Raw genomic sequence first — 23154 nt, 5'->3', positions numbered from 1 at the left:
ATCGAGGAGGTTGACCGAACAAACCGCTCAGCCCTTCAGGCTGTCGAGGTCTTCCACGTTGATCGTGTCCAGGTTACGGAACAGGACCACCAGGATCGCCAGGCCGATCGCCGATTCGGCGGCCGCGACAGTCAGGATGAAGAACACGAAGATCTGCCCTGCCGCGTCCCCCAGATAGTGCGAGAACGCCACGAAGTTCAGGTTCACCGCCAGCAGCATCAGTTCGATGGCCATCAGCAGGATGATGATGTTCTTCCGGTTCAGGAAAATGCCGACCACGGAGATCGCGAACAGGATCGCGCCCAGGATCAGGTAGTGAGCGAGCGATACGGTCATTGCGCCTCCTTGTTGTCGCCTTGTGCCGCAGCGGCAGCGGCGGCTGCGGCGATCGCGGCATCGTCGATCGCCTTCTGGTTCACCGCCTGGACCTTGACGATCTTCAGGCGGTCGTTGCGTTTGACGCGGACGGCCACGCCCGGGTCGATGGCCTTGGTGTCCTTGCGCTTGCGCAGGGTCAGGGCCACGGCGGCGATGATGGCCACCAGCAGGATCAGGCCGGCGATCTCGAAGCCGTAGATGTACTGGGTGTAGATCAGCTTGCCCAGCTCCCTGGTGCCGCCGATGTGGCCCACGGTCGCTTCGGTCGGCGCGGCGCCGGTGCCCAGGAAGCCGCGCCACAGGACGGCGGCCATCTCCAGCACGATCAGCGCGCCGATGATGGATGCCAGCGGCAGGTAGCCCCACATGCCTTCGCGCAGGCGGTCGACGTTAATGTCGAGCATCATGACGACGAACAGGAACAGCACCATGACGGCGCCGACGTAGACCAGCACCAGCACGATGGCCAGGAACTCGGCCTTCAGCAGCATCCAGATGCCGGCAGCGTTGAAGAACGCGAGCACCAGGAACAACGCGGCGTGGACCGGGTTCTTGGCGGTGATGACGCGCAACCCGGCCACTACCATGACGGCCGAGAACACGTAGAAAAGAACGGTTGTGAAATCCATGACTTACGCTTGTGCCCTCTTGTTATTAGCGGTACTTCGCATCGGCTTCGCGTGCGGCTGCGATGTCGTTCTCGTAGCGGTCGCCCACGGCCAGGAGCATTTCCTTGGTGTAGTACAGGTCGCCGCGTTTCTCGCCGTGGTATTCGAGCACCTGGGTCTCGACGATCGAGTCGACCGGGCACGATTCTTCGCAGAAGCCGCAGAAGATGCACTTGGTCAGGTCGATGTCGTAGCGCGTCGTACGGCGGGTGCCGTCGTCGCGCTGCGCCGACTCGATCGTGATGGCCATGGCCGGGCACACGGCTTCGCACAGCTTGCAGGCGATGCAGCGCTCTTCCCCGTTGGGGTAGCGGCGCAGCGCATGCAGGCCGCGGAAGCGCGGCGAGATGGGGGTCTTCTCTTCCGGGTACTGGACCGTGATCTTGCGCGACAGCGCGTACTTGCCGGTCAGGGCCAGTCCCTTCAACAGCTCGGTCAGCATCAGGCTGCCGAGGATCTCTTTTACTCGTGTCATTTGATGTGCTTCCTTACTTCCAGATGTTCCACGGCGTCTGCATCCAGCCTGCGACGAGCACCAGCCAGATCAGGGTCAGCGGAATGAACACTTTCCAGCCGAGGCGCATGATCTGGTCGTAGCGGTAACGAGGCCAGCTGCCGCGCACCCACACGAACAGCGAAACGATGAAGAAGGTTTTCAGGAACAGCCAGAAGAAGCCGCCGAAACCGCCGCCGATGTCCAGGAAGCCGAACGGTGCCGACCAGCCGCCCAGGAACATGATCGATGCCAGCACGCCGACCAGGATCATGTTGGCGTACTCGGCCAGCATGAACATGGCGTAGGACATGCCCGAATACTCGACCATGTGGCCGGCCACGATTTCCGATTCGCCTTCCACCACGTCGAACGGGTGGCGGTTGCACTCGGCCAGGCCGGAGGTGATGTAGATGACGAACAGCGGCAGCAGCGGCAGCCAGTTCCACGACAGGATGTTCACGCCGTGCTCGGCGAACATGCCGCGCTGCTGGCCGGCCACGATGTCGGAGAAGTTCAGGCTGCCGGAGACCAGCAACACCACGACCATCACGAAGCCCATCGGGATCTCGTACGAGATCATCTGCGCCGAGGCGCGCATGGCGCCCATGAACGAGTATTTCGAGTTGGCGGACCAGCCGGCGATGATGATGCCGTACACCTCCATCGAGGTGATCGCCAGCAGCAGCAGCAGGCCGGCGTTGACGTTCGCCAGCGCGACTTCCGGGCCGAACGGAATCACCGACCAGGCGGCCAGCGCCGGCATGATGGTCATCAGGGGGCCGATGACGAACAGGCTCGGGGTAGCCTTGGCGGGCACCACGATTTCCTTCAGCAGCAGTTTCAGCGCGTCGGCGATCGGCTGCAGCAGGCCCAGCGGGCCCACGCGGTTCGGACCCACGCGGATGTGGATCCAGCCGATCAGCTTGCGCTCCCACAGCACCAGGTAGGCCACGAGGCCCATCAGGGGCAGCAGGACGCAGACGATTTTCAGCAGCGTCCAGGCGACCGGCCAGACGGTCGGGCCCAGCAGGCTCGCGCCGCCGCTGTTGAGGTTATTGATAAGTTCAGGCATAGCCATTTTTGTTGATCTCCCCGCTTTATGCTTTGGCTACGTTGATCGGACCGAACATGTCGCCCAGGACGGCCGTCGCTTCGTGGCTGGCGGCCACGCGCACGACGTTGGCCGGCAGGTGGCGGTCGACGTTGGCCGTCAGGACCACGCTGCCCTGCCCTTGCGACACGGCGACCTGGTCGCCCGCCTGCACGCCCAGTTGCTCGGCCAGCTGCGCCGAGATGGTGGCGAGCGGCGCCTGCGCGTCGGCCGTGCGCAGCAGCGGCTCGGAGCGGCGCGCGATGGCGTCGGCGAAGTAGATCGGCACGTCGGCCAGGCGCTCGAGTTGCTCGCCATTGCCGTAGCGCGCTGCCGTCGGGGCCAGCTTGGCCACGTTGTTCAGCTTGGCGGACAGGTCGGTATTGCCCTTGCCCAGCGCTTCGTCGCGGATGGCTTCCGAGTTCTCGTAGTCGAAGCCCGACAGGCCCAGCAGGTTACCCAGCACGCGCAGCACTTTCCAGGCCGGACGGGTCTCGCCCAGCGGCTTGACGGTGCCGTTGAAGCTCTGTGCGCGGCCTTCGCAGTTGACGAAGGTGCCGGCGGTCTCGCTGAACGGCGAGATCGGCAGCAGCACGTCGGCATAGTCCATGCCGTGCTTGAACGCGGACATGGCGACGACCATTTCGGCGCCCATGAGGGCCTTGACGGCCTGGGCCGGGTTGGCGGCGTCCAGTTCCGGCTCGGCGTTCAGCAGCACGTAGGCCTTCTTCGGCTGGGCGAACAGGTTCGCCGCGTTCTTCGAGGTGGCGTTCACCAGGTAGCCGCCGACGGTATTCGCCGCTTCGACGAAGTAGCCGAACTTGGCGCCGGTCTGCTCGGCGATCCACTGCGCCAGCGCGTGGAGTTGCGACGCTTGCGGGTGGTTCGCGGCGGCATTGCCCAGCAGGACGGCGCCCGGCATGTCGGCCGCGTTCTCGACCACCAGGGTGGCGGCGATGGCCTTGGCCACGTCGCCCGCCTCGATGCCCTCGAAGCCGGCCGGTGCGGCGACGCCCTTGGCGGCCGCGACGGCGACGGCGATCTCGCTCAAGGCGGCCAGCCAGTCGCTCGGTGCGGCGATCAGGCGGTTCGCGGTCGGGATCAGGTTATCGTCGGCCGAGCCGTGGACGATCGACAGCTTGGCGCCCGACTTGACGGCGGCGCGCAGGCGCAGCGCGGCCAGCGGGTGGTCCTTGCGCAGGAAGGAGCCGACGACCAGCACGCGCGACAGCGTCGACAGCTCGGCGATCGGCATGCCCAGCGACGGGACGACGCTGCCGTCCAGCGCGAAGTCGGTCTGGCGCAGGCGGAAGTCGACGTTCTCGATGCCGAAGCCGCGCATCGTCTTCTGCAGCAGGTACAGTTCTTCCACGGTCGAGTGGGCGGTGCCGATGGCTGCAATGCTGTCGGCGCCGTGCTCGTGGCGGATGTTGCGCAGGCCGTGGGCGACGTATTCCAGCGCCGTCTGCCAGTCGGTCTCGACCCACTTGTTGTCCTGCTTGATCATCGGGTTGACCAGGCGCGAGGCATTGTCCAGCGCCTCGTACGAGAAGCGGTCCTTGTCCGACAGCCAGCACTCGTTGATGTGCTCGTTTTCCAGCGGCAGCACGCGCATGACCTTGCCGCCCTTGACCTGCACGATCAGGTTCGAACCCAGCGAGTCGTGCGGCGACACCGAACGGCGGCGCTGCAGTTCCCACGGACGTGCCGAGTAGCGGAACGGCTTGCTCGTCAGCGCGCCGACCGGGCACAGGTCGATCATGTTGCCCGACACTTCCGAGTCCACGGACTTGCCCACGAAGGTGGTGATCTCCGAGTGCTCGCCGCGGCCGACCATGCCGAACTCCATCACGCCGGCCACTTCCTGGCCGAAGCGCACGCAGCGGGTGCACTGGATGCAGCGCGCCATCTCTTCCATCGAGATCAGCGGGCCCGCTTCCTTCGGCACGACGACGCGTTTTTCTTCCGCGTAGCGCGATTCGCCCTTGCCGTAGCCGACGGCCAGGTCCTGCAGCTGGCATTCGCCGCCCTGGTCGCAGATCGGGCAATCCAGCGGGTGGTTAATCAGCAGGAACTCCATCACCGACTTCTGCGCGTGCACGGCCTTGTCGCTGTGGGTGCGCACGATCATGCCCGGCGAGACCGGGGTGGCGCAGGCCGGCAGCGGCTTCGGTGCCTTCTCGACTTCCACGAGGCACATGCGGCAGTTGGCCGCAATCGACAGCTTCTTGTGGTAGCAGAAGTGCGGGATGTAGGTTCCCAGTTTGTTTGCGGCGTCCATCACCATGGAACCTGGCGGGACTTCGACTTTCTTGCCGTCTAATTCGATTTCAACCATTTGATCTTTGCCTGACCTGGTTAGAGGTAAGTCGGCACCAAGCAGTGCTTGTGCTCGATGTGATATTCAAACTCTTCGCGGAAGTTCTTGATCATTGCCTGCACCGGCATCGCGGCCGCATCGCCGAGCGCGCAGATGGTGCGGCCCTTGATGTTGTCGGCGATGTTGTTCAGCAGGTCCATGTCTTCCGGACGACCCTGGCCGTTCTCGATACGGTGCACCATGCGGTACATCCAGCCGGTGCCTTCGCGGCACGGCGTGCACTGGCCGCACGATTCCTCGTAGTAGAAATAGGACAGGCGCAGCAGCGACTTGACCATGCAGCGGGTCTCGTCCATGACGATCACGGCGCCCGAGCCCAGCATCGAACCGGCCTTGGCGATCGAGTCGTAGTCCAGGTCGGTCTGCATCATGACGTCGCCGCGCACCACCGGTGCCGACGAACCGCCCGGGATGACGGCCTTGATCTTCTTGCCGCCGCGCATGCCGCCGGCCAGTTCCATCAGCGTGGCGAACGGGGTGCCCAGCGGGACCTCGTAGTTGCCCGGACGCTCGACGTCGCCCGAGATCGAGAAGATCTTGGTGCCGCCGTTGTTCGGCTTGCCCAGCGCCATGTACTCGGCGGCGCCCAGGTTCAGGATGAACGGCACGGCCGCGAAGGTTTCCGTGTTGTTGATCGTGGTCGGCTTGCCGTACAGGCCGAAGGAGGCCGGGAACGGCGGCTTGAAGCGCGGCTGGCCCTTCTTGCCTTCCAGCGATTCCAGCAGCGCGGTTTCCTCGCCGCAGATGTAGGCGCCGTAGCCGTGGTGCGCGTGCAGCTGGAAGCTGAACTGCGAACCCAGGATGTTATCGCCCAGGAAGCCGGCGGCGCGCGCCTCTTCCAGCGCTTCTTCGAAGCGCAGGTATTCCTGGAAGATCTCGCCGTGGATGTAGTTGTAGCCCACGGTGATGCCCATCGCGTAGGCGCCGATGGCCATGCCTTCGATCAGCGCGTGCGGGTTGTAGCGGATGATGTCGCGGTCCTTGAACGTGCCCGGCTCGCCTTCGTCGGTGTTGCAGACGAGGTATTTCTGGCCCGGAAACTGGCGCGGCATGAAGCTCCACTTCAGGCCGGTCGGGAAACCGGCGCCGCCGCGGCCGCGCAGGCCCGAGGTCTTCAGGTCGGCGATGATCTGCTCGGGCGTGATGCCCTCTTCCAGGATGCGGCGCAGCGCCGAATAGCCGCCACGCTTGACGTAGTCGGCCAGGTGCCAGTTGTCGCCGGTCAGGTCCTTCAGGATCAGCGGCTTGATGTGACGGTCGTGCAGGCTGGTCATTTGTTCAGCTCCTCCAGCAGGGCGTCGATCTTGGCATCGCTCATGAACGAGCACATGCGGTGGTTGTTCACCAGCATGACCGGTGCGTCGCCGCAGGCGCCCATGCACTCGCCCTCGACCAGGGTGAACTGGCCGTCGTGCGAGGTGTCCTTGTAGCCGATGCCCAGCTTGTCCTTCAGGTACTGGCCGGCGCGCTCGCCGCCCGACAGGGCGCACGGCAGGTTGGTGCACACGGTGATCTTGTGCTTGCCGACCGGCTTCAGGTTGTACATGTTGTAGAAGGTGGCCACTTCCTGCACGGCGATGGCGGGCATGCCGATGTAGTCGGCGATTTCCTGCATCGTCTCGGGCGACAGCCATCCCTGTTCGACTTGCGCGTGGGCCAGCGAGGCCATCACGGCGGACTGGCGCTGGTCGGCCGGGTACTTGGCCAACTCGCGGTCGATTTTTTTATAGCACTGCTCAGATAACATAATCTTTTCTACCTCTCAGACTGTCGGCCTTAGCGGTCGATCGAACCGAACACGATGTCCTGGGTGCCGATGATGGTGACGGCGTCGGCGATCATGTGGCCGCGCGCCATTTCATCCAGGCTCTGCAGGTGGACATAGTCCGGGGTGCGGATCTTCAGGCGATACGGCTTGTTGGCGCCGTCGGACACGATGTAGATGCCGAACTCGCCCTTCGGGTGCTCGACCGCGGCGTACGCCTCGCCCGGCGGGACGTGGAAGCCTTCGGTGAACAGTTTGAAGTGGTGGATCAGCGATTCCATATTGGTCTTCATGTCCACGCGCGACGGCGGGGCGACCTTGTGGTTGCTGGTCATGACCGGGCCCGGGTTGGCCTTCAGCCAGGCGACGCACTGCTTGACGATGCGGTTGGCCTGGCGCAGCTCTTCCACGCGGACCAGGTAACGGTCGTAGGAGTCGCCGTTGGTGCCGACCGGGATGTCGAACTCCACCTTGTCGTAGGCGGCGTACGGCTGGTGCTTGCGCAGGTCGAAGGCGATGCCCGAACCGCGCAGCATCGGGCCAGAGAAGCCCATGCCCATCGCGTCTTCCGGCGTCACCACGCCGATGCCGACGGTACGCTGTTTCCAGATCCGGTTGTCGGTCAGCAGGGTCTCGTACTCGTCGACGTAGCCGTCGAAGCGCTTGGTGAAGGACTCGATGAAGTCGAGCACGGAACCCTGGCGGGTTTCGTTCAGCTCGTCGACGGCGCGCTGGCTGCGCATCAGCGACGGCTTGTGCTGCGGCATGACGTCCGGCAGGTCGCGGTACACGCCGCCCGGGCGGTAGTAGGCCGCGTGCATGCGCGCGCCCGACACGGCCTCGTACACGTCGAACAGGTCTTCGCGGTCGCGGAAGGCGTACAGGAACGGGCCCATGGCGCCGATGTCCAGCGCGTGCGCGCCCAGCCACATCAGGTGGTTCAGGATGCGGGTGATCTCGTCGAACATCGTGCGGATGTACTGCGCGCGGATCGGCACCTCGATGCCCAGCAGGCGCTCGATGGCCATCACGTAGCCGTGCTCGTTGCACATCATCGACACGTAGTCGAGGCGGTCCATGTAGGGCACGGACTGCAGGTAGGTGCGGGTCTCGGCCAGCTTCTCGGTGCCGCGGTGCAGCAGGCCGATGTGCGGGTCGGCGCGCTGGATGACTTCGCCGTCCAGTTCCAGCACGAGACGCAGCACGCCGTGCGCTGCCGGGTGCTGCGGACCAAAGTTCAGGGTGTAGTTCTTAAGCTCAGCCATTATTTCATCCCGTAGGTTTCTTCGCGGATCACGCGCGGAATGTTTTCACGCGGTTCGATCGTCACCGGTTGGTAGATCACGCGCTTCTGCTCGGGGTCGTAGCGCATCTCGACGTAGCCCGAGATCGGGAAGTCCTTGCGGAACGGATGGCCGATGAAGCCGTAGTCGGTCAGGATGCGGCGCAGGTCGCCGTGGCCTTCGAACAGGATGCCGAACAGGTCGAACGCCTCGCGCTCGAACCAGTTGGCGTTGCGCCAGATACCGGTGATCGAATCGACCAGCGGCATGTCGTCGTCCGGGGCGAACACGCGCACGCGCACGCGCCAGTTGTGTTCGATCGAGAGCAGGTGCGACACGACCGCGAACCGCAGGCCGTCCCAGGTGCCTTCGCCATAGGAGGAATAGTCGACGCCGCACAGGTCGACCAGTTCCTGGAAGCGCAGCGACGGATCGTCGCGCAGTTTCTTCATGGAGGCCAGGTAGTCAGCGGCCTTCACCACTACCGTTACTTCGCCCAGCGCCGCGGTAATGGCGGCGCCCTCGCCCAGCACGTTGCGCAGGGCGAGTTGGAGGGCTTCGAGTTTTGTCGTCATTGTAGGAACCAGCTTGGATTAACGCGCGATCGTATTGGTGCGCTTGATCTTGTTCTGCAGTTGGATGATGCCGTACAACAGCGCCTCCGCGGTCGGCGGGCAGCCCGGGACGTACACGTCGACCGGGACGATGCGGTCGCAGCCGCGCACCACCGAATACGAGTAGTGGTAGTAGCCGCCGCCGTTGGCGCAGGAACCCATCGAGATCACCCAGCGCGGCTCGGCCATCTGGTCGTAGACCTTGCGCAGCGCCGGCGCCATCTTGTTGCACAGGGTACCGGCCACGATCATCACGTCCGACTGGCGCGGCGACGGGCGGAACACGACGCCGAAGCGGTCGAGGTCATAACGGGCGGCGCCCGCATGCATCATCTCGACCGCGCAGCAAGCCAGGCCGAACGTCATCGGCCACATCGAGCCGGTGCGCGCCCAGTTGATCAGTTTGTCAGCCGTGGTGGTGACAAAACCTTCGTTTAATACGCCTTCAATTGCCATGGCTTATTCCTCACTCCCAATCAAGGGCACCTTTCTTCCAGATGTACCAGAAACCCACGACGAATTCGACGATGAACACCATCATCGTGACGAACCCCGGCAGGCCCAGTTCGCGCATCGAGACGCCCCAGGGGAAGAAGAATGCCGTTTCCAAGTCAAACAAAATAAACAGGATCGCGACCAGGTAATACCGGACGTCGAACTTCATGCGCGCATCTTCGAACGCTTCGAAGCCGCATTCATACGGGGAGAGTTTGGCAGCGTCGGGACGGTGGGGACCGACGACACGGCCCAGGACTTGCGAAGCGACGCCGACGACGGTGCCGATCACAATGAAGAGCAAAACGGGGAAATAGTTCTCGAGGTTCACGATGAAGCCTTAGTGGAACGATCGGTTGATAAAACACTGCAATGGTTTGCAGCACCGCATCGCGCAATCCTGGCTTCGAGCCTTCCACCAGAATCGTACGACTGGAGACCACGAATAACGTTGCTCGCTCTATCGATTCCGACCTTCGAGGCTCGCGATATGTCCGGAAGAAAACGGTTTCATACCGCAGGGCTTCTCGGGCCTGAAGCGCCATCGCTCGCGACGGTCTTTCAAGGCCTCCGACAGATCCTCGTAAAAAAGCCAGCTAAGGCAAGGAGCGTAGCTCATGCGCCCTAGCTGGCTTTCTGTATCTTGGTGCCGACGGCGAGACTCGAACTCGCACAGCTTGCGCCACTACCCCCTCAAGATAGCGTGTCTACCAATTTCACCACGTCGGCTGGAGACCAACATTTTACCCTGTACTAGCAGCATTTTTCAATGCCCAAATTGACCTATTACAAGGAAAAATACTCTTTTTCTCAATTTTTTAAAAACTGTATTCACAGTCGAGCGGATCGAGCGACCGCGGCTTGCGCCAGGGCGGGAGGGACCGCCATCTACACTACCCGTAGCCGTGCGGGCGCGCACGGGCGTCCCGCCGCGACGGGACGTAGGACCAGGCCTGCTTACTTGGCCGGAGCCGGCGCCGGGGCGGCCGGCACGTCCTGGGTCGACGGCGCGGCCGGGACTGCCGGAGCGGCGGCCGGCGCGGTGGCCGGGACGGCGTCGCCGGCGCTCGGCGCCTTCGGCGCGGCCGGCAGGGTCACGCGGTCCATCACGCCGCCGCTCGGGGCCGCGTGCGGGCGGTTGGTGCCGAAGTAGGCCAGGGCCAGCGTCGAAGCGAAGAAGATCGCGGCGGCGACGGCGGTCGACTTCGACAGGAAGTTCGACGAACCGCTGGCGCCGAACAGGCTGCCGGACGCGCCGGAACCGAAGGCGGCGCCCATGTCGGCACCCTTGCCGTGCTGGACGAGCACCAGGCCGATGATGGCCAGGGCGGACAGGACCTGTACGACGACGATCAGATTGAACAACACGTTCATTTCAATATTCCATTCAAGGTTGACTACTACGTTGCTAATGCTTCGCTTCGGGACTGCTGCACTACTGCCGTCGCACGGTGGGCACATGATGCCCATCCTACGGCCTGTTGCTACTGCACGTCGCTCCTGCGCAGGCAGGGGCCCAATGTTGCGCGCGGTACGGCAGCGCTTGCGAAATTGGGCCCCTGCCTGCGCAGGGGCGACGGACTATCTACTTACGCCGCGTGGATGATGGCGAGGAAATCCTTCGCCTTCAACGCCGCCCCGCCGATCAAGCCGCCATCGATGTCCGGCTGGGCCAGCAGTTCCCGCGCATTCTCCGGCTTCATGCTGCCGCCGTACAGGATGCGCACGGTCGGCGCCGCGTCCTGGTTGCGTGCGCGCAGCTGCTCGCGCAGTGCCGCATGCACTTCCTGGGCCATGGCCGGCGTCGCGTTCTTGCCGGTGCCGATCGCCCAGACGGGCTCGTAGGCCACGACCAGCTGCGCCACCTGCGCCGGCTCCAGCAGTTCCAGCACCGCGCCCAGCTGGCCGCCGACCACCGCCACCGTCTCGCCCGCGTCGCGCTGCGCCAGCGTCTCGCCGACGCAGACGATCGGCGTCATGCCGTCGGCCAGTACCGCCCTCGCCTTCTGCGCCACCAGCTCGCTGCTTTCGCGGTGGTAGGCGCGGCGCTCGGAATGGCCCACGATCACGTAGCGGCAGGCGAACTCGGCCAGCATGCTGGCGCAGATCTCGCCCGTGTAGGCGCCGCAGGCGTGCACGGACACGTCCTGCGCGCCCCACGCGACCGGCGTGCCGGTCAATACATCCTGGCATTGCTGCAGGTACGGCGCCGGCACGCAGACCGCCGCTTCGGCGCGCGCACCGTCCAGGCCGGCCACGATGCCTTCGAGCAGCCCGGCATTCACCGTACGGCTGCCATTCATCTTCCAATTGCCTACGATGAGTTTCGTGCGCATCAGACCCCCATCGTCAAATAACCTGCAATTCTAGCTCCCGTCGACAATACGGTCAAACAATGACCGCCGCCAACCCTTGTCTTCATGCCCATGTCGCCCCCTCAGCTGGACGCGACGTCGAGCACGATCTTGCCCACGTGGGCGCTGCTTTCCATCATCGCGTGCGCCGCGGCGGCCTGCTCGAGCGGGAATACCTCGTGGATCACGGGCTTGATGGTGCCGGCCGCGAGCAGCGGCCAGACCGTCTCGCGCAGCTCGCGCGCGATCTGCGCCTTGAACGCGACGGGGCGCGGGCGCAGCGTCGAGCCGGTGACCGTCAGGCGCCGGCGCAGCACCTGGCCCAGGTCGACGTTGGCCTTGGCGCCGCCCAGCAAGGCGATGATGACGATGCGGCCGTCGTCGGCCAGGCAATTGATCTCGCGGGCCACGTAGTCGCCGCCGACCATGTCCAGCACCACATCGACACCCTTGCCTTCCGTAAGTTCCTTGACGACGGCCGTGAAATCCTCGGTCTTGTAGTTGATGGCGCGTTCGGCGCCCAGCTCCTCGCAGGCGCGGCACTTGTCGTCGCTGCCGGCGGTGCCGAACACGCGGTGCCCCAGCGCCTTGGCGACCTGGATCGCCGTGGTACCGATGCCCGAGCTGCCGCCCTGCACCAGCAGCGTCTCGCCTTCCTTCAGGCCGCCGCGCTGGAACACATTGCTCCACACGGTGAAGAAGGTTTCCGGCAGCGCCGCCGCTTCCACCATGCTCAGGCCCGGGGGGACGGGCAGGCATTGCGCCAGCGGCGCCGCGCAGTACTCGGCATAGCCGCCGCCCTGCACGAGGGCGCAGACCAGGTCGCCCTTCTTGAAATCGCTGCCAGACAGGTCGCCGTCGACGATCTCGCCGGCCACTTCCAGGCCCGGCAGGTCGGAGGCGCCAGGCGGCACGGGATACTGGCCCAGGCGCTGGAACACGTCGGGCCGGTTGATGCCGGCGGCGTGGACCTTGATCAGGATTTCCCCGGCCTTCAGCTGGGGCAGCGGCCGCTCGCACGGCTGGAGCACTTCCGGGCCGCCGTACTGCGTAATTTCGATAGCACGCATAATTCACCTAGTTAAATAAAGAGCAATTGTACGCGAGTGAACGGCGACGTCCCAAGCGCGCATCAGGCCGGACATTGCTGTTATCGCTAACAACGCGCAATTCCATGCTCATTTGCATGCCCATCACGCATTCGGCTGCGCTGCCACAAACTTCCAGCTTATCCTCTCCTTGTTGATACTGCAGAGCCCGCCTAGATTGACTCGACAGGTCCATGCCTCATGCATGGCGCATCCGGCGCCGGGCACGGACCGACAACCGAGGAGAACATCATGGAGTGGAAACTGTACGCGTCCCTGGACAAGGGGCGCCGCCGCCTGCTGGCGGCCGCATTGACGCTGGGGGCGGCGCTGGCGCTGCCGGGCCTGCCCGCGCTGGGCCAGGACTGGCACGACCAGCACTGGACCGGCACCTGGGGCGCCGGCCCGGGCGGGCCGCCGCTGCCGGCCAGCACCCAGACCTTCACCGACCAGACGCTGCGCCAGGTCGTGCATACCAGCATCGGGGGCAAGCGCGTGCGCATCCGCGTGTCGAACGAGATGGGCGCGACGCCGCTGCGCATCGGCGCCGCCCGCATCGCCCTGCGCGCCGCCGGGGCCGACATCGTCGCCGGCAGCGACCGTCCGCTGACCTTCGGCGGCAATGCCTGGGTCGTGCTGCCGCCGGGCGCGCCGGCGCTGTCCGACCCCGTCGACCTGGACGTGCCCGCCCTGTCCGACCTGGCCGTCAGCCTCTACCTGCCGGGCACGGTGGGCGCCACCACCATCCACGGCACGGCCAGCCAGACCAGCTACGTGTCGCTGCCGGGCGACTTCACGGCCGCCCCGACCTTCCCCGTCCAGCGCACGATCCTGTCCTGGCCCTTCCTCACCGAGGTCGCCGTCGATGGCGGCGGCGGCGCGGCCATCGTCGCGCTGGGCGATTCGATCACGGACGGCACGCGCAGCACGCCCGACACCAACAACCGCTGGCCCGACTGGCTGGCGCGGCGCCTGCAGACGGTGCGCGACCCGGTGGCCGGCCTGAACGCGCGCCTGGGCGTGGTCAACCGCGGCATCAGCGGCAACCGCCTGCTGTCGAATCCGCCGGAAGGATCGCTGGCCGGGCGCAGCATCCAGGAGCGCTTCGACCGCGACGTGCTGGCCACCAACGGTGTGCGCTACATGACTCTCATGATCGGGATCAACGACATCGGCAACAGTTCGGAAACGAACCCGGTGACGGCCGGCGACCTGATCGCCGCCTACCGCCAGGTGATCGCGCGCGCCCACGCCAAGGGCATCGCCGTGTTCGGCGCCACGCTGACGCCGTTCGAAGGCGCCGGCTACTATTCGCCCGAAAAGGAAGTGGTGCGCCAGGCGGTGAATGCCTGGATCCGCTCCGGCGACGCCTTCGACGCCGTGATCGACTTCGACCGCGTGACCCGCGACCCGGCCAATCCGGCCCGCTTCCTGCCGGCCTACGACAGCGGCGACCACCTGCATCCGAACGACCTGGGCTACCAGGCGATGGGCAATGCGGTGCCGCTCGAACTGTTCCGCTCGCTCAAGGCCGGGAAAACGGAGACGGCGCCGGCACGTCGATGACGGCGCCACGATGTCGATGACGTCGTCCCGGCGCCAGTGACGTCGCCCCGGCGCAGGCCGGGGCGACGTGATGGCTGCTGACGGAAGGCGCCGGACCGATGGATCCCGGCGGCCCCGCCGTTCTTCAACCACGCTTGCCGCGGCGGCGCAGGNCCCCGGCGCAGGCCGGGGCGACGGTTCGATGCGAACGGAACACGGGCATCGATGCGACCTCGCCGGCATTGCCGGCGTACGCGGGCCGCGTCCGTTCAGCGCTTACTTCTGGTTCTTGTGGCTTTGCGAGCCCGCCTTGGCATGCTGTTCGGGCGTGCCGCCGCGGGTGCTGTTGCCGCTCTGCTGGCTGCCGCCGCTGCTGCTCTGGCTGCTGCCATCGTTCTTGTGGCTCATCGATCCCGCCCGGCGTGCTTCCTCGGACGTGAACTCGTGGGCATTGCCGGACGCATGTGCGGCCTTGCCGCCTTCCGAGGCGATCTCGCGCTGCTTTTGCGGGTCCATCGATGCGAATCCGCGGTTGCTGGTATCGCCGCTCTGCTTGTTGCCTTGGTTTGCCATGGTGCCTCCAATGGTTGAGAACCCCGCAGACCGGGCGCCTGCAGGCGCACGGTGGGGTCCGCCATCCTAAGCCCATCGGCCGTGTTCATGATGTAGGCGCGCACGCCACGCAGGGGTGGGCATCGTCGGGCCAGCAGTTCAAGAACTGGCGGCGCCGGTGCGCGACTGGGTCGGCAGCGGCGTGCCGGGCTTCCAGTTGCGCGACAGCGCCTGCGCCTCGTCGATCTGCTCCTGCGTCATCTGGCGCGCGATGCTGGCGCGCTGCTCGGTGGCGTTGCGGTGGCCGTTGGCGGCGGCCAGGTTCCACAGCATGTAGGCGATGACGACGTCCTGCGGCATGCCGGCCACGTGGTAGCGGTACATCAGCCCCAGCGCGTGCTGGGCGTCCGGGTGGCCCTGCTCGGCCGCCTTGCGGAACCATTGCACGGCCAGCTTCTGGTCCTGCGGCACGGCATTGCCCGTGTAGTACATCGCGCCGATCACGTACTGGGCATCGGCCTTGCCCTGCAGCGCCGCCTTGTAGTGCCAGGAAAAAGCCTGCTTGTAGTCGCGCGCGACGCCGCGGCCCATGTAGTACATGAGCCCCAGCAAGTGCTGGGCGTCGGCGTTGCCGGCCTTGGCCAGCGGGGAGATTTCCTTCAGCGCCAGCGGATAGTTGCGGGCATTGTAGGCGCTGGCGCCTTCGGCAAAGCCCGCCATCGCACTACCGTGCAGGCCCAGCGCGAACAGGATCGCAATGGTCAGTTTTCTCATCGTCTCGTTCGGAACGGTTGCCTTCTCAGGCTTTTTTTCTTGTTCTGTTGGTGGATGCGCGTTGCGCAGCTCGTTTTCCGCTTGTGTGCAGCCTGCGCCGCTGTACAGCGCTATGCGGCCTTATTTCCAGCTGACCTTGCCCAGGCCGTCGACCGCCACCTTGCGGTTCAGCGGCTTGCCGTACACCGTGACCGAGCCCATGCCGGACAGGTTCAGGTTGGCGTTCTGGTGGGCCGTGACGCTGGCATTGCCCAGGCCGGACAGGTCGATGTTCACGTTGTCGGCGTTAAATTGCTGGGCATCCAAGCTGCCGAGGCCGCCGAGGTCGGCCTTGAGCCACTTGGCCCTGCCGCTCAGCCTGACCGTGCCGGCGCCGCCCAGGTTCAGGGCCACCCCTTCCCCGCTCAGGCCCTGCAGGTTCATGCTGCCGATGCCGCCCAGGTTGGCCGTCACCACGCGGTAGTTGCACGCCACTTTCATCGAGCCGGCCCCGTCCAGCGTCAGCGCGAGCTCCTCGCCGGAGAAGCCGGAGACCTCGGTGGCCCCCAGGCCTTCCGACACGACTTCGCGCAGCGCGGGCAGTACCAGGTCGACGCGCATGGTGCCCAGGCGCACGCGTCCGCGGCCCTGGGTGTCGATGCTCAGCGTATCGCCGTCCTGCACGGTACTGATCCGGGGCAGCCAGTCGGCGTCGCCCACCAGCGTCAGCGCCGGCGTGCCGCCCTGGCGGATGCGCAGGTCGATCGCGCCGTCGAACTTGACGCGCACGATGCGCGCATCGACGGTGCGGGTCTCGGTGACATTGTCGGCGCCGCGCGCGATCCCGAAAAAGGCGCACAGGCCGGCGAACACCAGGCCGAGCGATAACATCTTGTTCATCCGTCTCTCCGAATCATTTCCAAAATAGCCATGCAGACAGATTAACGACAAGTGCCTGCGCTGCCCAGCAAAATGCGACGAACTGCAAAAAGGCCGGCCCAGGCCGCATTCCGGATATTGGAATGACATATTGCATTAAATCAAATAATTACTTTTTTACATGCGCCTGCGCTAAGATAAATTGATCCTGTCTGCAGCGGGACCATAAGAAAACTCACGAAGAGGACAATCAATGCGCAAGCGCCAACTCTGCCTGGCCCTGGCCGGCCTGTCGCTGTCGCTGTCCGCGTTTGCGGCGAACAGCGACCAGTGGACCCTGCCGGTCGACGTCAAGAAGCTGGACAACGGCCTGACGGTCGTCGTCTCCGAAGACCACAGCTCGCCCACCGTCGGGGTGTCGGTCGTGTACCACGTCGGCATGCGGCTCGAGCCGCGCAACCGCACCGGCTTCGCCCACCTGTTCGAGCACCTGATGTTCCAGGGCACGCCGAATGCGCCGAAGGGCGTGTTCGACCGCACCATCACGGGCGGCGGCGGCCGCAACAACGGTTCCACCCGTCCCGACTTCACCAACTACATCGAGACGGCGCCCGTGTCGAGCATCGAGCCGATCCTGTGGCTGGAAGCGGACCGCATGAAGACGCTGGACTTCAACCCGGCCACGCTGAAGAACCAGCAGGACGTGGTCAAGGAAGAGATCCGCGTCAACGTCAAGAACCAGCCCTACGGCGGCTTCGACTGGATCGACATCAACCAGCTCGCCTTCAAGAAGTGGGAGAACAACCACGACGGCTACGGCAGCTTCGAAGACCTCGAAGGCGCCAGCCTGGACGACGTGCGCGCCTTCCACCGCGACTACTACGGCCCCAACAACGCGGTGCTGTCGATCGCCGGCGACGTCACCCCGGCACAAGGTTTCGCGCTGGCGCAGAAATACTTCGGCGGCATTCCGAGCCGTCCCGTGCCGAAAGGCACCGATTTTTCCGAGGGCTTGAATACCGAGGAAAAGCGCATCGAACAAAGCGATGCGCTGGCCCAGGTGCCGGCCGTCGCCGCGGCCTGGAAGGTGCCCGAGAAAGGCAGCCGCGACCAGGCGCCCATGGCCGTGCTGGCCCAGTTGCTGGCCGGCGGCGATGCCTCGCTGTTCTACCAGGGACTGGTCAAGGGCCGCGAGATCGCCCTCAATATCGAAGGCGGCTTCGGCCTGACCGGGCCGTTCGAATATGCCGGCCCGACCGTGTTCACCGTGACCGGCCTGTACAAGCCGAATTCGAGCGCCGACGCCATGCTCGCCGCCATGGACGAGGAAATCGCCAGGGTCGCGAAGAACGGCGTCGACGACGCCACGCTGAAGCGCGTGAAGACGCGCATGCTGGCCGACTGGAACAATCGCCTGGAAAACTTCCTGAGCCGCGCCGACATGCTGGCCAAGCTGCAGACGCTGTGGGGCGACGCCAACGTCGTCAACAAGGTGCCGGGCTGGATCGAGGGCGTGACGTCCGCCGACATCCAGCGCGTGGCGTCCACCTACCTGGTCAGGACCAACCGCACCGTGATCGACCGCAGGCCGGCCGTGAAGGCGCCGGCCAATCCGGCCGTGAAGACGCCCGCCAACGCTGCCAAGACGACGCCCGGCGCGCCGGCCACCGGAGACAAGCAATGAGGAACGCATCGATGAAGAAACGGCTGCTCGCACTGGCCGTCGCCGCAAGCTGCGCGGCCGCCATCCATCCGGCCGCTCTGGCCGCCGACACGGCGAAGGACGGCGCCGCCGGCGCCATGCCGGGCTACGGCGTCGACAAGCCGCTGCCGGTCCCGCACATCGGCAAGAAGACGCTGGCCAACGGCCTGCAGGTGTGGGTCGTGCCGCGCGACGGCGTGCCGCGCGTGGACATGGTGCTGGCCGTGCGCGACGCCGGCTACGGCGCCGACGACGCGTCGCACCCGGGCTTTGCCGCCATGCTCGCGGGCCTGCTCAACGAAGGCACGGCCAAGCGCGACTCGCGCGCCATCGCCGAAGCGGCGCAGGGCCTGGGCGGCTCGGTGGCCGCCAGCCCGGGCGCCGACGGCATCCTGGTCTCGGCCAACGCCCTCGCCTCGCAGGCGGCGCCGATGATGGCGCTGCTGGCCGAAGTCGTGCGCACGCCCTCGTTCCCGGCCAAGGAAGTGGCGCTGGCCAAGGCCAACGCCCTGCAGTCGCTGCGCGTGTCCGAGACCCAGCCGCGCTTTCGCGCCGAGCGCGCCATGAGCCGCGCCATCTACGGCGACCACCCCTACGGCCATACCGACCCGACCGTGGCATCGATCGAGTCCACTACCGAAGCCTTCCTGCGCAGCGAACACGCGCGCCGCTTCCGTCCCGAGCGCACGCTGCTCGTGATCGCCGGCCGCATCGGGGAAGCCGAGGCGATGAAGCTGGCGCAACAGGCGTTCGGCGACTGGAAGGCGAGCGGCCCGGCCGCCCCCGCCACGCCCAGGGCGCCGGCCGCCGCCAAGCCGGCCCGCCTGGTGCTGGAGCGCGCCGGCAGCGTGCAGTCGACGATCCGCCTGGGCAGTCCCGGCATCGCCGCCACGGCGGCCGACCAGATCCCGCTGCGCATGGCAGGCACGATCCTCGGCGGCGGCTTCTCCAGCCGCGTGAACATCAAGCTGCGCGAGGAAAAGGGCTATACCTACGGCGCCTCCGCCGGCGCGCGCCTGCTGCGCGAAGGGGGCAGCATCGTGGGCGGCGCCGACGTGCGCAACGAGGTGACGGGGGCGGCACTGAGCGAGTACTTCAACGAGTACAAGCGCATCGGCGCCGAGCTGGTGTCGCCGGACGAGATGAAGATGCACAAGCGCTACGTCGCCGGCGGCTATTTGCTGAGCAACCAGATGCAGCGCGCCGTGGCCGGCACGCTGGCCACGAACTGGCTGGTCGGCCTGCCGGCCGAATTCCTCGGCCAGTACGTGCCGCTGATCGAGAAGGTCACGCCGCAGCAGGTGCGCGACGTGTCGAGGAAGTATTTCGCGCCGGACAAGCAGTCGATCGTCGTCGTGGGCGATCCGAAGGCCGTGGGCGAACAGCTGAAGGCATTCGGCGAGTTCACCGTGACCGACAAATAAGACCGGCCTGCGGGCGCGGCGAAGCCTCCCGGGTGCGAGCCCGGGAGGCTTTTTTCTGCCGGCGCTTATTTCTTCGACGACTGCTTCGAACCGCCACTCGACGATTGCTTGCTCTCGCCGTGCTGGGCGCGTTGCTTGTTGACGATGCGCGACGCGACCTCTTCCTCGCGGCCGGGGTAGCGGTGTTCCTTCTTGAATTCGGTCTCGAGTTTCTTGTACTCGCGTTCGCGTTTCGGGCTGGCTCCACGGGGCATGACGACCTCCATCGTTTGGATTGACGGGGTCAGCTTAGTCCCCTCGCGCGAGCGGGTTCGTGCGGTGACGCACGTTGAGCCGGCATCGGCCGAACGCGTGGACGGCAGAGCCGTCCACCCTGCGCGGCACATGCCTTACGGTAGGATGGACGGGTTCCCGTCCACGCGTTCAACCGCAGCAGCGTCAACCCTGCAGCGCCTTCTCCAGGTCCGCCAGCTCCGCCGGCTTGACCAGGTGCGCATCGAAACCCGCTTCCTGCGCCTTCCTGCGGTCTTCCGGCGAGCCGTAGCCCGTGTGCGCGACCAGGCGGATCGTGCCGAGCTGCGGATGGCGCTTGAGCATGCGCGCCAGTTCGTAGCCGTCCACGCCCGGCAGGCCGATGTCAAGCACGATCACGTCCGGGCGGCGCGCCGTGGCCATCTCGACGATCCGGGAGGCGTCCGCCGTGGTGGCGGTGTCGTAGCCCATCTCGGTCAGCAGGAAGGCCATCATTTCCATCGCATCGATGTTGTCGTCGACGAGCAGCACGCGGCGCTTCGCACCCGCGCCGCCGGCCGCTTCTTCCGCGGCCGCGGACGACGCTGCCGGTGCCGGTGCCTGCGGCTCGGCCGCGGTGCGCAGCACCGGCAGCTCCACCGTGAAGGTCGAACCCAGGCCGATGCCGGGGCTGGTCGCCGACAGGCGCCCGCCGTGCATCTCGAGCAGGCGCGAGACCAGCGACAGGCCGATGCCCAGGCCTTCCGGCGCGCGATCCGGCGGCACGGCGGCCTGGGTGAACATGCCGAAGATGCGCGACAGGTTGTCCTCGGCGATGCCGATGCCGTTGTCCTGCACGGCGATGCGCACGACGTCGTCGGCGAGCATCACCTCCACCTCGATCCGTCCGCCCTTGGGCGTGAACTTGGCGGCATTGTGCAGCAGGTTGCCCATCGACTGGGCCAGGCGCACCGGGTCGCCCGAGACCCAGATGTCCTGCTGCGGCTCGCGCACCTCGAGCTGGTGCTCGCGCGCCGCGATCAGCGGGCCGGCCGTCTCGATGGCCTGGGCGATCACGCCCTTCAGGTCGACCGCTTCCTGGCGCAGCGCGATCTTGCCCTCCGAAATGCGCGCCACGTCCAGCAGGTCGTCGACCAGGTGCGCCAGGTGGTCGACCTGGCGCGTGATGACTTCGCGCGCGCGCGCCTGGCGTTCGATGGCGCCGGGGCCGCTGGCGCCGAGCAGCGCGGCGGCGTTACGGATCGGCGACAGCGGATTGCGCAGCTCGTGCGCCAGCGTCGCCAGGAATTCGTTCTTGTTGCTGTCGGCGGCGCGCAGCAGCGCCTCCATTTCCTTGCGGCGGGTGATGTCGCTGGTGACGCGCGCCACGCGGTACACCTCGTCGCGGCGGTCGCGCACGGGGAACAGGCGGTCGCGCACCCAGCGCACGCCGCCGTCCGGCATCATCACGCGGAATTCGGCGTCGTAGTGCGGCGTGCGCTGCAGCGCGCCCCACAGGGCGTCGATGTCGGCGCGGTCCTCGGGGTGCACGGCGTCCAGCCAGCTGTCCGGCTCGCGCTCGAGCGAATCGACGCTGCGGCCCCAGATGGCCGCATAGGCCGGGCTCACGTATTCGAGGGCGCGGGTGGGCACCGAGAACATCCAGAACACGTCCTCGACGTTGTCGGTGAGCTGGCGGAAGCGTTCCTCGCTGTCGCGCAGCGCGCTCTGGGTCTGGCGCATGCGCAGCAGCGCGTTCACGTTGGCGACCAGCTCGTCGGCCTCGATCGGCGCGGCCAGGTAGTTGTCGGCGCCGCCTTCCAGGCCGCGGATCTTGTCGGCGCGGCCCGTCAGCGCGGCCGAGGTCTGCAGCACCAGCACCAGCGCGCTGTCCGGGTCGGCCTTGATGCGGCGGCAGACCTCGATGCCGTTGATGTCGGGCAGCTTCACGTCGAGCAGCACGAGGGCGACTTCGCCGCGCTTGACGATCGCCAGCGCATCGGTGCCGTTGGTGGCCTCGACCACGGAGAAGCCCGCGCTCTGCAGGATGCGGGTCTTGGCGTAGCGGGCGCCGTCGTTGTCGTCGACGTTCAGGATCAGGGTGGGATTCGTCATCGTATGTCCATCAATGTCCGTCATGGTCCGCGTTGGCGGTAGCCGGGAAGCTGCGCGGCAGCACCAGGCGGAACGTCGTGCCGAGGCCGACCTGGCTCTCCACCTCGACCCGGCCGCCCAGCAATTCGGCCAGCTTGCGGCACAGCGGCAGGCCGAGGCCCGTGCCCTTGCTGCGGCGCTGCAGCGGGTGCTCGATCTGGCTGAATTCCTCGAAGATCAGTTGCAGGTTGTCCGGGCTGATGCCGATCCCGGTATCGGCCACCGCGAAGGCGATGGTGCCGGCGGCGTCGTCGGCTTCGGCAGACACGCGCACCGCCCCCTGTTCGGTGAATTTCAGGGCATTCGAAATGAAGTTGCGCAGCACCTGTGCAATTTTACCTTCGTCCGACTCGAACGGCTGCGTCATGCCGGAAGGTTCGAACACCAGCTCGACCCGCGCCTCGTCCACCAGCGGCCGCAGCATGCCCTTCAGGGTGCGGAACAGGTTGTCGACGACCACCGGCGCCGTCTGCACCTCGACCTTGCCGGCCTCGATCTTGGCCAGGTCGAGCAGGTCGTTGACCAGTTCCGACAGGTCGTTGGCGGCCGTCTCGATATAGCGCACCTGGCGCTCCTGCTCGGCGGTGAGGTCGCCGTCCATGCGGTCCAGCAGCAGCTTGGCCAGCGCCCGGATCGAGGACAGCGGCGTGCGCAATTCATGGCTGGTGTTCGACAGGAAGCGCGACTTCATCTCGTCGGCCTTGCGCAGGCGCTCGGCCTTGTCCTCGATCTCGGCGTACAGCGCGACGATGCCGCGGTTGGTGTCTTCCAGCTCGCGGGTCAGCGACAGCAGGTCTTCCTGGCGCTCGCGCAGCTCGGCCAGCGTGGCGGCCAGCTCGCGGTTCTGCAGGTGCACCTCGAGGTAGGTATTGGCCACCGGGCTGTCCTTGGCCAGCTGTTCGGCGATCTCGGCCAGGCGCGCGGCGCCCACCGGCGGCTGCGGCGGCAAGGCGCGCCGCATCGTCACGACGGCGGGGCCGTGCGCGCCCTGCTCCACCGTGCAGTCGTCCATCAGGCGGTGCGCGGTGACGATGGCGTCGTCGGGCAGCGGGCCCGAGGTCACGTTGCCGGCGCCGATCGTCACCTGCAGGCACTGGCCGCGCCCGAAGTCCGCGACGCCGAACGCGGCCCTGCCGCCCAGGCTGACCTGGCTGGCGCCGCGCGCCACTTCCGAGACGGCGGTGGCGATGCGCACCTGGTCCTGCTGCGAAAAGCCGAGCAGGCTGGAAATCTGGCGCGCGCGCTGGCGCACCAGCACGACGTCCTGTTCGTTGGCGATGCCGATATGGAGGATGCGCTGCAT

Annotated in this window: 23 protein-coding genes and 1 tRNA gene; 3 read left to right on the top strand and 21 right to left on the bottom strand. The window is 66.3% G+C overall.

All coding sequences use genetic code 11. The annotated features are described in order from the left end of the window. Positions 1-27: 27 nt before the first annotated feature. The 15 genes from nuoK to QPK32_RS15265 form a co-directional block, all read right to left on the bottom strand. A complete protein-coding gene (nuoK, locus tag QPK32_RS15335; RefSeq protein ID WP_170203380.1) occupies positions 28-336 on the bottom strand; it encodes an NADH-quinone oxidoreductase subunit NuoK in 309 nt (102 codons plus the stop codon). Next, positions 333-1007 carry an NADH-quinone oxidoreductase subunit J gene (locus QPK32_RS15330; RefSeq protein ID WP_290413655.1) on the bottom strand — a complete coding sequence of 225 codons (675 nt, stop codon included), beginning with the start codon at positions 1005-1007 and terminating at the stop codon, positions 333-335. Before QPK32_RS15330 ends, nuoK begins: the two co-directional genes overlap by 4 nt. A 25-nt stretch (positions 1008-1032) precedes the next feature. Beyond that, complete coding sequence (gene nuoI / locus QPK32_RS15325; RefSeq protein ID WP_290413654.1) at positions 1033-1521, bottom strand: NADH-quinone oxidoreductase subunit NuoI; 489 nt, start codon at positions 1519-1521, stop codon at positions 1033-1035. 13 nt (positions 1522-1534) lie between these two features. Beyond that, a complete protein-coding gene (nuoH, locus tag QPK32_RS15320) occupies positions 1535-2620 on the bottom strand; it encodes an NADH-quinone oxidoreductase subunit NuoH (RefSeq protein WP_290413653.1) in 1086 nt (361 codons plus the stop codon). A 19-nt stretch (positions 2621-2639) separates the two neighbouring features. Continuing rightward, positions 2640-4970 (bottom strand): NADH-quinone oxidoreductase subunit NuoG, encoded by a 2331-nt coding sequence (nuoG, locus tag QPK32_RS15315; protein WP_290413652.1) that lies wholly within the window; start codon positions 4968-4970, stop codon positions 2640-2642. Between the two features lie 20 nt (positions 4971-4990). Beyond that, positions 4991-6286 (bottom strand): NADH-quinone oxidoreductase subunit NuoF, encoded by a 1296-nt coding sequence (gene nuoF / locus QPK32_RS15310; protein ID WP_290413651.1) that lies wholly within the window; start codon positions 6284-6286, stop codon positions 4991-4993. Beyond that, positions 6283-6759, bottom strand: a complete 477-nt coding sequence (nuoE, locus tag QPK32_RS15305; RefSeq protein WP_290413650.1) for an NADH-quinone oxidoreductase subunit NuoE — start codon at positions 6757-6759, stop codon at positions 6283-6285. Before nuoE ends, nuoF begins: the two co-directional genes overlap by 4 nt. 29 nt (positions 6760-6788) lie before the next feature. Further along, positions 6789-8042, bottom strand: coding sequence for an NADH-quinone oxidoreductase subunit D (locus QPK32_RS15300; RefSeq protein WP_290413649.1), 1254 nt, complete (start codon positions 8040-8042; stop codon positions 6789-6791). Next, on the bottom strand, positions 8042-8635 hold the full coding sequence (locus QPK32_RS15295) for an NADH-quinone oxidoreductase subunit C (RefSeq protein WP_290413648.1): 594 nt from the start codon (positions 8633-8635) through the stop codon (positions 8042-8044). Before QPK32_RS15295 ends, QPK32_RS15300 begins: the two co-directional genes overlap by 1 nt. Positions 8636-8653: 18 nt before the next feature. Beyond that, a complete protein-coding gene (locus tag QPK32_RS15290) occupies positions 8654-9130 on the bottom strand; it encodes an NADH-quinone oxidoreductase subunit B family protein (protein WP_135190173.1) in 477 nt (158 codons plus the stop codon). A 10-nt stretch (positions 9131-9140) separates the two neighbouring features. Next, positions 9141-9500 (bottom strand): NADH-quinone oxidoreductase subunit A, encoded by a 360-nt coding sequence (locus tag QPK32_RS15285; protein WP_290413647.1) that lies wholly within the window; start codon positions 9498-9500, stop codon positions 9141-9143. 313 nt (positions 9501-9813) lie between these two features. Further along, positions 9814-9898 (bottom strand) — tRNA-Leu (locus QPK32_RS15280). Positions 9899-10126: 228 nt separating this feature from the next. Further along, a complete protein-coding gene (secG, locus tag QPK32_RS15275; protein ID WP_290413646.1) occupies positions 10127-10543 on the bottom strand; it encodes a preprotein translocase subunit SecG in 417 nt (138 codons plus the stop codon). Between the two features lie 215 nt (positions 10544-10758). Further along, positions 10759-11505, bottom strand: coding sequence for a triose-phosphate isomerase (tpiA, locus tag QPK32_RS15270; protein WP_290413645.1), 747 nt, complete (start codon positions 11503-11505; stop codon positions 10759-10761). A 101-nt stretch (positions 11506-11606) separates the two neighbouring features. Next, entirely contained in the window at positions 11607-12593 is a 987-nt protein-coding gene (locus QPK32_RS15265) for an NAD(P)H-quinone oxidoreductase (protein WP_290413644.1), read from the bottom strand. A gap of 270 nt (positions 12594-12863) precedes the next feature. On the opposite strand from QPK32_RS15265, the gene QPK32_RS15260 reads away from it, so the two are divergent. Next, positions 12864-14177, top strand: coding sequence for an SGNH/GDSL hydrolase family protein (locus QPK32_RS15260; protein WP_290413643.1), 1314 nt, complete (start codon positions 12864-12866; stop codon positions 14175-14177). 255 nt (positions 14178-14432) lie between these two features. Here the strand turns inward: QPK32_RS15260 and QPK32_RS15255 are convergent, their stop codons facing one another. From QPK32_RS15255 to QPK32_RS15245, 3 genes are all read right to left on the bottom strand, one after another. Beyond that, positions 14433-14729, bottom strand: coding sequence for a KGG domain-containing protein (locus tag QPK32_RS15255; protein ID WP_290413642.1), 297 nt, complete (start codon positions 14727-14729; stop codon positions 14433-14435). A gap of 138 nt (positions 14730-14867) precedes the next feature. Continuing rightward, positions 14868-15482, bottom strand: coding sequence for a tetratricopeptide repeat protein (locus tag QPK32_RS15250; RefSeq protein WP_290413641.1), 615 nt, complete (start codon positions 15480-15482; stop codon positions 14868-14870). 120 nt (positions 15483-15602) lie between these two features. Beyond that, a complete protein-coding gene (locus QPK32_RS15245) occupies positions 15603-16361 on the bottom strand; it encodes a GIN domain-containing protein (protein ID WP_290413640.1) in 759 nt (252 codons plus the stop codon). Between the two features lie 232 nt (positions 16362-16593). Here QPK32_RS15245 and QPK32_RS15240 point away from each other — a divergent pair, with 232 nt between their 5' ends. Together QPK32_RS15240 and QPK32_RS15235 are read left to right on the top strand one after the other, a co-directional pair. Next, a complete protein-coding gene (locus tag QPK32_RS15240; RefSeq protein ID WP_290413639.1) occupies positions 16594-18024 on the top strand; it encodes a pitrilysin family protein in 1431 nt (476 codons plus the stop codon). Further along, positions 18021-19466 (top strand): pitrilysin family protein, encoded by a 1446-nt coding sequence (locus QPK32_RS15235; RefSeq protein ID WP_290413638.1) that lies wholly within the window; start codon positions 18021-18023, stop codon positions 19464-19466. Before QPK32_RS15240 ends, QPK32_RS15235 begins: the two co-directional genes overlap by 4 nt. Positions 19467-19531: 65 nt before the next feature. Here the strand turns inward: QPK32_RS15235 and QPK32_RS15230 are convergent, their stop codons facing one another. From QPK32_RS15230 to QPK32_RS15220, 3 genes are all read right to left on the bottom strand, one after another. Next, positions 19532-19720 (bottom strand): hypothetical protein, encoded by a 189-nt coding sequence (locus QPK32_RS15230; protein WP_290413637.1) that lies wholly within the window; start codon positions 19718-19720, stop codon positions 19532-19534. A 184-nt stretch (positions 19721-19904) separates the two neighbouring features. Then, entirely contained in the window at positions 19905-21812 is a 1908-nt protein-coding gene (locus QPK32_RS15225) for a response regulator (protein WP_290413636.1), read from the bottom strand. A 10-nt stretch (positions 21813-21822) separates the two neighbouring features. Continuing rightward, on the bottom strand, positions 21823-23154 hold the full coding sequence (locus QPK32_RS15220; RefSeq protein ID WP_290413635.1) for an ATP-binding protein: 1332 nt from the start codon (positions 23152-23154) through the stop codon (positions 21823-21825).

Source organism: Massilia sp. YIM B02763, assembly GCF_030412015.1.
In the GTDB taxonomy this organism is placed as follows: Bacteria; Pseudomonadota; Gammaproteobacteria; order Burkholderiales; family Burkholderiaceae_D; genus Telluria.
The sequence above is the reverse complement of the archived record's forward strand: the minus strand, read 5'-3'. Positions and strand labels throughout refer to the sequence as shown.

Bases quoted from the DNA above. Each gene is read 5' to 3' on its own strand.
- QPK32_RS15245 (WP_290413640.1), bottom strand. From the start codon at position 16,361: ATGAACAAGATGTTATCGCTCGGCCTGGTGTTCGCCGGCCTGTGCGCC.
- secG (WP_290413646.1), bottom strand. From the start codon at position 10,543: ATGAACGTGTTGTTCAATCTGATCGTCGTCGTACAGGTCCTGTCCGCC.
- QPK32_RS15220 (WP_290413635.1), bottom strand. From the start codon at position 23,154: ATGCAGCGCATCCTCCATATCGGCATCGCCAACGAACAGGACGTCGTG.
- nuoK (WP_170203380.1), bottom strand. From the start codon at position 336: ATGACCGTATCGCTCGCTCACTACCTGATCCTGGGCGCGATCCTGTTC.
- QPK32_RS15260 (WP_290413643.1), top strand. From the start codon at position 12,864: ATGGAGTGGAAACTGTACGCGTCCCTGGACAAGGGGCGCCGCCGCCTG.
- QPK32_RS15230 (WP_290413637.1), bottom strand. From the start codon at position 19,720: ATGCCCCGTGGAGCCAGCCCGAAACGCGAACGCGAGTACAAGAAACTC.
- nuoG (WP_290413652.1), bottom strand. From the start codon at position 4,970: ATGGTTGAAATCGAATTAGACGGCAAGAAAGTCGAAGTCCCGCCAGGT.
- QPK32_RS15250 (WP_290413641.1), bottom strand. From the start codon at position 15,482: ATGAGAAAACTGACCATTGCGATCCTGTTCGCGCTGGGCCTGCACGGT.
- nuoI (WP_290413654.1), bottom strand. From the start codon at position 1,521: ATGACACGAGTAAAAGAGATCCTCGGCAGCCTGATGCTGACCGAGCTG.
- nuoF (WP_290413651.1), bottom strand. From the start codon at position 6,286: ATGACCAGCCTGCACGACCGTCACATCAAGCCGCTGATCCTGAAGGAC.
- QPK32_RS15240 (WP_290413639.1), top strand. From the start codon at position 16,594: ATGCGCAAGCGCCAACTCTGCCTGGCCCTGGCCGGCCTGTCGCTGTCG.
- QPK32_RS15330 (WP_290413655.1), bottom strand. From the start codon at position 1,007: ATGGATTTCACAACCGTTCTTTTCTACGTGTTCTCGGCCGTCATGGTA.
- QPK32_RS15235 (WP_290413638.1), top strand. From the start codon at position 18,021: ATGAGGAACGCATCGATGAAGAAACGGCTGCTCGCACTGGCCGTCGCC.
- tpiA (WP_290413645.1), bottom strand. From the start codon at position 11,505: ATGCGCACGAAACTCATCGTAGGCAATTGGAAGATGAATGGCAGCCGT.
- QPK32_RS15295 (WP_290413648.1), bottom strand. From the start codon at position 8,635: ATGACGACAAAACTCGAAGCCCTCCAACTCGCCCTGCGCAACGTGCTG.
- QPK32_RS15225 (WP_290413636.1), bottom strand. From the start codon at position 21,812: ATGACGAATCCCACCCTGATCCTGAACGTCGACGACAACGACGGCGCC.
- QPK32_RS15265 (WP_290413644.1), bottom strand. From the start codon at position 12,593: ATGCGTGCTATCGAAATTACGCAGTACGGCGGCCCGGAAGTGCTCCAG.
- nuoE (WP_290413650.1), bottom strand. From the start codon at position 6,759: ATGTTATCTGAGCAGTGCTATAAAAAAATCGACCGCGAGTTGGCCAAG.
- QPK32_RS15290 (WP_135190173.1), bottom strand. From the start codon at position 9,130: ATGGCAATTGAAGGCGTATTAAACGAAGGTTTTGTCACCACCACGGCT.
- QPK32_RS15255 (WP_290413642.1), bottom strand. From the start codon at position 14,729: ATGGCAAACCAAGGCAACAAGCAGAGCGGCGATACCAGCAACCGCGGA.
- nuoH (WP_290413653.1), bottom strand. From the start codon at position 2,620: ATGGCTATGCCTGAACTTATCAATAACCTCAACAGCGGCGGCGCGAGC.
- QPK32_RS15300 (WP_290413649.1), bottom strand. From the start codon at position 8,042: ATGGCTGAGCTTAAGAACTACACCCTGAACTTTGGTCCGCAGCACCCG.